Below are 2,790 nucleotides of genomic sequence, written 5' to 3'. Positions count from 1 at the left end.
ATCCAGAAGTTGTCGATATCGCGGGTATATACCTGCGCCGAGGCTGACTGAGCTGCGGCGGTCAATGTCAGCGTGCCTGCAATGAGAAAGGCGGTGAGTCTTTGCTTCCATAGCGTCATGTCATTCGCCTTGCCGGTGGGTGTCCACCGTTGGATGCGGGAGCGAGTCAGAAGGTTTAATTCGTGTTTGGTTGGGTGCTGCCGGCTTTGGTCGCGGCGGCGATTTCCGCATCCGCGCACCTGTTGGCCTGGCCGGCGGTGATGTGGAGCGTCAGCCTTGTTCGCGGCGGAGCAGCGCCGACAACGCGCGACACCCCCATGGCGCACGGAGTTCAGCGCAGCAACGAACGCGCCTGGTCGATACGCCACGTGCCGTTCAACGCGAGCACCACGGCGACGTTGCCGCACAGCAGGACCTCCGCTTCGTTGTCCTGGCGCAGGCAGCGGTCGGCACCCGGCAGCAGGAGTACCTCGACCTCCCCGATATAGTCATGCCGGTCGTGGTGGCGGGCACGCACCCTCGATCGGTACGGTCCACGCACCGTGCGTGCGACTGGGCGGTTGCCGGCGGCGCGGGCTGCCCGGGCCAGGTCGATGACGTTGCCACGCGGCATCCGCCAGACGATGCGTTCGGGCTGGCCGAACCAAAGCAGCGCGTCTGTTTCGCGGGGATGCAGCGCACGGGTGGTTGGCGTGCGGCTCAGTACCTGCCATTTCCTTCCGTCACGTCCAATCCCTCGCATGGCGCCCCGCAACGCGGGGAGAGCCGGCCATTTTGCCATCGGGCAAGACGCGTGCGCGTTGGACGGATGGTGGATGGCCGTGCGCGTGCGCCGCGGTTCGGCCTGCCGGCATACGACCGATACCGGCGGCATCACTGCACGGAACAGGCCGGTGTACGCGACCGACGGCGCGATGGCGGCAACGGGTAACAGGCAACCTGCCGGCGCGCGAGGTGCGGCGGCGCTCGTTCCCGCAACCGCTGCGCTTGCCGATGGTCAGCCAGGGTGAAGTGGCCGAGCCGACCAACGGTCGGCTCTACCAGGTGGCGCCCGCCGACGGCGGCGCCTGGAGACGATCAGGTCGGTGCGAAACCCTTGCTGGTCTTCTTCTCATTCTTCTCCGCCTTCTTTTCCTTGGCGGTCTTGGCGGGCTTTTTCTTCTGCTCTTTCTTGCTGTCCATGCTCTTGGCCATTGCGGTGTCTCCGTGGTGATTGCGCGGAGCATGGCACAGTTGGAGGCAGGTCGACGCATCGGCAGTGATGGCGGGCCCTTTGGCACTTGAAGGTCGTGCCGCCGCATGGGAAAAGTGGCGGCCACGGCGAGGCCCTGGCCAGACTGCCGGCAGGGTCCGCCCCTCGTAGCGCCGCCACCTCTCGATGAACAGGGAACTGCCATGAAGCCGCTCCAATCCGCCAGCATCCTGCTGCTCCTGACCATCGGCGCAGGCGCCGCCTGGGCCGCGCCGACCAGCGCCGAGGCCACCGGGGCAGACCTTTCCCGCACGATCACCGCGCTCGACCAGAAGGTGTTCGACGCTTACAACCGGTGCGATCTGGATACGTTCGGCCGCTACTTCTCGCCGACCGTGGAGTTCTACCACGACACCGGTGGGGCCACCTTCGACCGGGCCACGGTGGTGGCCAATACGCAGAAATATATCTGCAACAAGGTACGTCGCGAGTTGATCCCCGGCACACTCAAGGTGTATCCGATCAAGGACTTTGGCGCGATCGAGGAAGGCGAGCACCGCTTCTGCGAGCTGGCCAGCGGCACCTGCGAAGGCAGCGCCAAGTTCGTCATGGTCTGGCAGTTGAGCGACGGCCAGTGGCAGCTGACGCGGGTACTGAGCTACGGGCACCGCGCGTTGACCGATGCGGAGAAGGCGACACTTGGGCATGGCGGCGGTAAATAGCGCGAAGTGGCGCTAAATAGCGCTATTCAGCGCGACTCAATGCACATCAACGCCACTCAGCGCGCCGCCTGCTGCCACGGCGTGTGCACGAACTCCAGGCTGTACCCATCCGGAGCCAGGACACCGGTTGCGTGGTAGCGGGGTCGTCATGCATCGCCCTGATCGACAGGCGCATCACCCGCGCATGGCACGTGCCAGCACATCGAACACGCGGCGGTCCTGCGCCTGGGCGGCATTGAAGCGCAGGAACCCGGCGGCGTTGAGCGAGGGGCTGAATGCATTGCCCGGCGCCAGCACCACGCCGTCGGCCAGGCAGCGACGGGCGATGGTCGCCGCGTCCAGGCCATCAGGCAGGCGGCACCACAGCAGCATGCCGGCCTGCGGCACCACCCACGGGGTAATGCCAAGCGTGGCCAACCGCGCCAGCGTGGCATCACGCGCTGTCGCCAACCGTGTGCGCACGGTTTCCACATGGCGGCGGTAGCCGCTGTCGGTGAGCGCGGTGAGCAGGATGTCGGCGGCCAGGCGCCCGCCGCCGAAGCTGGTGGCGATCTTCAGGTCGGCAAGGCTGTCGATCCAGTCGGGGCGGGCGGCGATGTAGCCGCAACGTACCGAGGCCGACAGGGTCTTGGAGAAACTGCCGACCTGGATCACCCGCGACAGGCCATCGAAGGCGGCCAGTCGCGGTGCGGGGCTGTGCTCGAAATCGGCGAACAGGTCATCCTCGATGATGACCAGGTCGCTGTTGTCGGCACGCTTGAGCAGCTGGTGCGCGGTGACCGGTGAGAGCACCGCCCCGGTCGGGTTGTGGATGCCGGAATTGGTGATGTACAGACGCGGTGCATGCGCTTGGAGTGCGGCGCCGAAGGCTTCGAC

3 protein-coding genes are annotated in these 2,790 nt (G+C 66.3%); 1 reads left to right on the top strand and 2 read right to left on the bottom strand.

Annotated elements, in window-relative coordinates:
* Positions 1-331 precede the first annotated feature (331 nt).
* Complete coding sequence (locus ACXJKH_RS18155) at positions 332-742, bottom strand: hypothetical protein (protein WP_457321429.1); 411 nt, start codon at positions 740-742, stop codon at positions 332-334.
* A 653-nt stretch (positions 743-1,395) separates the two neighbouring features.
* Between ACXJKH_RS18155 and ACXJKH_RS18150 the strand changes: the two genes are divergently transcribed.
* Entirely contained in the window at positions 1,396-1,914 is a 519-nt protein-coding gene (locus ACXJKH_RS18150; protein ID WP_457321427.1) for a nuclear transport factor 2 family protein, read from the top strand.
* 174 nt (positions 1,915-2,088) lie between these two features.
* Here ACXJKH_RS18150 and ACXJKH_RS18145 read toward each other — a convergent pair.
* Positions 2,089-2,790 (bottom strand): aminotransferase-like domain-containing protein (locus ACXJKH_RS18145; protein WP_457321425.1); only part of this gene is annotated, 702 nt, incomplete at its 5' end.

This window comes from Stenotrophomonas sp. P5_B8 (assembly GCF_054049855.1).
This window is presented reverse-complemented; position numbering and strand designations above follow the sequence as displayed.